The sequence below is a fragment of the Methylobacterium gregans genome (genome assembly GCF_022179245.1).
In the GTDB taxonomy this organism is placed as follows: Bacteria; Pseudomonadota; Alphaproteobacteria; order Rhizobiales; family Beijerinckiaceae; genus Methylobacterium; species Methylobacterium gregans.
On the sequence record NZ_BPQM01000139.1, the window covers coordinates 1 to 5,386 of the forward strand.

Genomic DNA, 5,386 nt, shown 5'->3' on the forward strand with positions numbered 1-5,386 from the left:
CAGGGCGAGCGCCAGAACGTTTTTTACCTTTAGACATTACATCACTCCTTCTGCACGTAATTTTTGACGCACGTTTTCTTCTGCGTCAGTAAGAACGTCAGTGTTTCCTGCGCGTACACGCAAGGTAAACGCGAACAATTCAGCGGCTTTAACCGGACGCTCGACGCCATTAATAATGTTTTCCGTAAATTCAGCGCCTTCCATGATGAGACAGGCCGTTTGAATGTTGACGGGATGAACATAATAAGCAATGACGGCAGCAATAAACTCAACAGGAGCAGGAAAGCGAGGGTATCCTACAAAGTCCAGCGTACCATAAACGCAAGCCTCAACGCAGCGACGAGCACGAGAGCGGTCAGTAGCAATCCAAACTTTGTTACTCGTCAGAAAATCGAAATCATCTTCGGTTAAATCCAAAACGGCAGAAGCCTGAATGAGCTTAATAGAGGCCAAAGCGGTCTGGAAACGTACGGATTGTTCAGTAACTTGACTCATGATTTCTTACCTATTAGTGGTTGAACAGCATCGGACTCAGATAGTAATCCACGCTCTTTTAAAATGTCAACAAGAGAATCTCTACCATGAACAAAATGTGACTCATATCTAAACCAGTCCTTGACGAACGTGCCAAGCATATTAAGCCACTTCTCCTCATCCAACGCGTCAGTTTTTGACAGAATCGTTAGTTGATGGCGAAAGGTCGCAAAGTAAGAGCTTCTCGAGCTGCGCAAGGATAGGTCGAATTTTCTCATTTTCCGCCAGCAGTCCACTTCGATTTAATTCGTAAACAAGCAGTAGTAATTCCTGCTTTATCAAGATAATTTTTCGACTCATCAGAAATATCCGAAAGTGTTAACTTCTGCGTCATGGAAGCGATAAAACTCTGCAGGTTGGATACGCCAATCATTTTTATCGAAGCGCGCATAAATTTGAGCAGATTTGTCGTCACAGGTTGCGCCGCCAAAACGTCGGCTACAGTAACTTTTCCCAGCCTCAATCTCATCTCTCTTTTTGCGTTCTGCTTCAATATCTGGTTGAACGGCGTCGCGTCGTAACCCAGCTTGGTAAGTTGGATTAAGCACTCCGTGGACAGATTTGTCATTGTGAGCATTTTCATCCCGAAGTTGCGGCTCATTCTGATTCTGAACAGCTTCTTGGGAAGTAGCGACAGCTTGGTTTTTAGTGAGTTGTTCCATTCTTTAGCTCCTAGACCTTTAGCAGCAAGGTCCATATCTGACTTTTTGTTAACGTATTTAGCCACATAGAAACCAACAGCCATATAACTGGTAGCTTTAAGCGGCTCACCTTTAGCATCAACAGGCCACAACCAACCAGAACGTGAAAAAGCGTCCTGCGTGTAGCGAACTGCGATGGGCATACTGTAACCATAAGGCCACGTATTTTGCAAGCTATTTAACTGGCGGCGATTGCGTACCCGACGACCAAAATTAGGGTCAACGCTACCTGTAGGAAGTGTCCGCATAAAGTGCACCGCATGGAAATGAAGACGGCCATTAGCTGTACCATACTCAGGCACACAAAAATACTGATAGCAGTCGGCGTGTGAATCATTAGCCTTGCGACCCTCGGCAGCAAGAACCATACGACCAATATCACGAAAATAGTCACGCAAAGCATTGGGATTATCATAAAACGCCTCTAATCGGTCGTCAGCCAACGTGAGAGTGTCAAAAACGATAAACCAACCATCAGCATGAGCCTGTCGCATTGCATTCATCAAACGCTGAATAGCAAAGCCTCTACGCGATTTCATAGTGGAGGCCTCCAGCAATCTTGAACACTCATCCTTAATACCTTTCTTTTTGGGGTAATTATACTCATCGCGAATATCCTTAAGAGGGCGTTCAGCAGCCAGCTTGCGGCAAAACTGCGTAACCGTCTTCTCGTTCTCTAAAAACCATTTTTCGTCCCCTTCGGGGCGGTGGTCTATAGTGTTATTAATATCAAGTTGGGGGAGCACATTGTAGCATTGTGCCAATTCATCCATTAACTTCTCAGTAACAGATACAAACTCATCACGAACGTCAGAAGCAGCCTTATGGCCGTCAACATACATATCACCATTATCGAACTCAACGCCCTGCATACGAAAAGACAGAATCTCTTCCAAGAGCTTGATGCGGTTATCCATCTGCTTATGGAAGCCAAGCATTGGGGATTGAGAAAGAGTAGAAATGCCACAAGCCTCAATAGCAGGTTTAAGAGCCTCGATACGCTCAAAGTCAAAATAATCAGCGTGACATTCAGAAGGGTAATAAGAACGAACCATAAAAAAGCCTCCAAGATTTGGAGGCATGAAAACATACAATTGGGAGGGTGTCAATCCTGACGGTTATTTCCTAGACAAATTAGAGCCAATACCATCAGCTTTACCGTCTTTCCAGAAATTGTTCCAAGTATCGGCAACAGCTTTATCAATACCATGAAAAATATCAACCACACCAGAAGCAGCATCAGTGACGACATTAGAAATATCCTTTGCAGTAGCGCCAATATGAGAAGAGCCATACCGCTGATTCTGCGTTTGCTGATGAACTAAGTCAACCTCAGCACTAACCTTGCGAGTCATTTCTTTGATTTGGTCATTGGTAAAATACTGACCAGCCGTTTGAGCTTGAGTAAGCATTTGGCGCATAATCTCGGAAACCTGCTGTTGCTTGGAAAGATTGGTGTTTTCCATAATAGACGCAACGCGAGCAGTAGACTCCTTCTGTTGATAAGCAAGCATCTCATTTTGTGCATATACCTGGTCTTTCGTATTCTGGCGTGAAGTCGCCGACTGAATGCCAGCAATCTCTTTTTGAGTCTCATTTTGCATCTCGGCAATCTCTTTCTGATTGTCCAGTTGCATTTTAGTAAGCTCTTTTTGATTCTCAAATCCGGCGTCAACCATACCAGCAGAGGAAGCATCAGCACCAGCACGCTCCCAAGCATTAAGCTCAGGAAATGCAGCAGCAAGATAATCACGAGTATCCTTTCCTTTATCAGCGGCAGACTTGCCACCAAGTCCAACCAAATCAAGCAACTTATCAGAAACGGCAGAAGTGCCAGCCTGCAACGTACCTTCAAGAAGTCCTTTACCAGCTTTAGCCATAGCACCAGAAACAAAACTAGGGACGGCCTCATCAGGGTTAGGAACATTAGAGCCTTGAATGGCAGATTTAATACCAGCATCACCCATGCCTACAGTATTGTTATCGGTAGCAAGCACATCACCTTGAATGCCACCGGAGGCGGCTTTTTGACCGCCTCCAAACAATTTAGACATGGCGCCACCAGCAAGAGCAGAAGCAATACCGCCAGCAATAGCACCAAACATAAATCACCTCACTTAAGTGGCTGGAGACAAATAATCTCTTTAATAACCTGATTCAGCGAAACCAATCCGCGGCATTTAGTAGCGGTAAAGTTAGACCAAACCATGAAACCAACATAAACATTATTGCCCGGCGTACGGGGAAGGACGTCAATAGTCACACAGTCCTTGACGGTATAATAACCACCATCATGGCGACCATCCAAAGGATAAACATCATAGGCAGTCGGGAGGGTAGTCGGAACCGAAGAAGACTCAAAGCGAACCAAACAGGCAAAAAATTTAGGGTCGGCATCAAAAGCAATATCAGCACCAACAGAAACAACCTGATTAGCGGCGTTGACAGATGTATCCATCTGAATGCAATGAAGAAAACCACCATTACCAGCATTAACCGTCAAACTATCAAAATATAACGTTGACGATGTAGCTTTAGGTGTCTGTAAAACAGGTGCCGAAGAAGCTGGAGTAACAGAAGTGAGAACCAGCTTATCAGAAAAAAAGTTTGAATTATGGCGAGAAATAAAAGTCTGAAACATGATTAAACTCCTAAGCAGAAAACCTACCGCGCTTCGCTTGGTCAACCCCTCAGCGGCAAAAATTAAAATTTTTACCGCTTCGGCGTTATAACCTCACACTCAATCTTTTATCACGAAGTCATGATTGAATCGCGAGTGGTCGGCAGATTGCGATAAACGGTCACATTAAATTTAACCTGACTATTCCACTGCAACAACTGAACGGACTGGAAACACTGGTCATAATCATGGTGGCGAATAAGTACGCGTTCTTGCAAATCACCAGAAGGCGGTTCCTGAATGAATGGGAAGCCTTCAAGAAGGTGATAAGCAGGAGAAACATACGAAGGCGCATAACGATACCACTGACCCTCAGCAATCTTAAACTTCTTAGACGAATCACCAGAACGGAAAACATCCTTCATAGAAATTTCACGCGGCGGCAAGTTGCCATACAAAACAGGGTCGCCAGCAATATCGGTATAAGTCAAAGCACCTTTAGCGTTAAGGTACTGAATCTCTTTAGTCGCAGTAGGCGGAAAACGAACAAGCGCAAGAGTAAACATAGTGCCATGCTCAGGAACAAAGAAACGCGGCACAGAATGTTTATAGGTCTGTTGAACACGACCAGAAAACTGGCCTAACGACGTTTGGTCAGTTCCATCAACATCATAGCCAGATGCCCAGAGATTAGAGCGCATGACAAGTAAAGGACGGTTGTCAGCGTCATAAGAGGTTTTACCTCCAAATGAAGAAATAACATCATGGTAACGCTGCATGAAGTAATCACGTTCTTGGTCAGTATGCAAATTAGCATAAGCAGCTTGCAGACCCATAATGTCAATAGATGTGGTAGAAGTCGTCATTTGGCGAGAAAGCTCAGTCTCAGGAGGAAGCGGAGCAGTCCAAATGTTTTTGAGATGGCAGCAACGGAAACCATAACGAGCATCATCTTGATTAAGCTCATTAGGGTTAGCCTCGGTACGGTCAGGCATCCACGGCGCTTTAAAATAGTTGTTATAGATATTCAAATAACCCTGAAACAAATGCTTAGGGATTTTATTGGTATCAGGGTTAATCGTGCCAAGAAAAGCGGCATGGTCAATATAACCAGTAGTGTTAACAGTCGGGAGAGGAGTGGCATTAACACCATCCTTCATGAACTTAATCCACTGTTCACCATAAACGTGACGATGAGGGACATAAAAAGTAAAAATGTCTACAGTAGAGTCAATAGCAAGGCCACGACGCAATGGAGAAAGACGGAGAGCGCCAACGGCGTCCATCTCGAAGGAGTCGCCAGCGATAACCGGAGTAGTTGAAATGGTAATAAGACGACCAATCTGACCAGCAAGGAAGCCAAGATGGGAAAGGTCATGCGGCATACGCTCGGCGCCAGTTTGAATATTAGACATAATTTATCCTCAAGTAAGGGGCCGAAGCCCCTGCAATTAAAATTGTTGACCACCTACATACCAAAGACGAGCGCCTTTACGCTTGCCTTTAGTACCTCGCAACGGCTGCGGACGAC

Annotated in this window: 8 protein-coding genes; all 8 read right to left on the reverse strand. The window is 44.7% G+C overall.

The features are described 5' to 3' along the window. Positions 1 to 36: 36 nt before the first annotated feature. Complete coding sequence (locus MFF54_RS27975; RefSeq protein WP_000084700.1) at positions 37 to 495, reverse strand: scaffolding protein D; 459 nt, start codon at positions 493 to 495, stop codon at positions 37 to 39. Continuing rightward, positions 492 to 731, reverse strand: coding sequence for a phage DNA packaging protein C (locus MFF54_RS27980; RefSeq protein WP_016670801.1), 240 nt, complete (start codon positions 729 to 731; stop codon positions 492 to 494). Before MFF54_RS27980 ends, MFF54_RS27975 begins: the two co-directional genes overlap by 4 nt. Further along, a complete protein-coding gene (locus tag MFF54_RS27985; RefSeq protein WP_435988044.1) occupies positions 664 to 816 on the reverse strand; it encodes a hypothetical protein in 153 nt (50 codons plus the stop codon). The genes MFF54_RS27980 and MFF54_RS27985 overlap by 68 nt, the downstream gene beginning before the upstream one ends. After that, entirely contained in the window at positions 749 to 2,344 is a 1,596-nt protein-coding gene (locus MFF54_RS27990; protein WP_021370787.1) for a replication endonuclease, read from the reverse strand. The genes MFF54_RS27985 and MFF54_RS27990 overlap by 68 nt, the downstream gene beginning before the upstream one ends. Positions 2,345 to 2,353: 9 nt before the next feature. Beyond that, the gene (locus tag MFF54_RS27995; RefSeq protein ID WP_000466547.1) at positions 2,354 to 3,340 is read right to left on the reverse strand and encodes a Minor spike protein; all 987 of its coding nucleotides are present in this window, start codon (positions 3,338 to 3,340) and stop codon (positions 2,354 to 2,356) included. A gap of 8 nt (positions 3,341 to 3,348) precedes the next feature. After that, the gene (locus MFF54_RS28000; protein ID WP_000487867.1) at positions 3,349 to 3,876 is read right to left on the reverse strand and encodes a hypothetical protein; all 528 of its coding nucleotides are present in this window, start codon (positions 3,874 to 3,876) and stop codon (positions 3,349 to 3,351) included. A 110-nt stretch (positions 3,877 to 3,986) separates the two neighbouring features. Beyond that, positions 3,987 to 5,270 carry a major capsid protein gene (locus tag MFF54_RS28005; protein WP_000065572.1) on the reverse strand — a complete coding sequence of 428 codons (1,284 nt, stop codon included), beginning with the start codon at positions 5,268 to 5,270 and terminating at the stop codon, positions 3,987 to 3,989. 36 nt (positions 5,271 to 5,306) lie between these two features. Then, on the reverse strand, positions 5,307 to 5,386 hold an 80-nt coding region (locus tag MFF54_RS28010; RefSeq protein ID WP_238306690.1), incomplete at its 5' end, for a phage DNA packaging protein J.

Coding starts and splice junctions, on each gene's coding strand:
- MFF54_RS27995 (WP_000466547.1), bottom strand. CDS start 3,340: ATGTTTGGTGCTATTGCTGGCGGTATTGCTTCTGCTCTTGCTGGTGGC.
- MFF54_RS27975 (WP_000084700.1), bottom strand. CDS start 495: ATGAGTCAAGTTACTGAACAATCCGTACGTTTCCAGACCGCTTTGGCC.
- MFF54_RS28005 (WP_000065572.1), bottom strand. CDS start 5,270: ATGTCTAATATTCAAACTGGCGCCGAGCGTATGCCGCATGACCTTTCC.
- MFF54_RS28000 (WP_000487867.1), bottom strand. CDS start 3,876: ATGTTTCAGACTTTTATTTCTCGCCATAATTCAAACTTTTTTTCTGAT.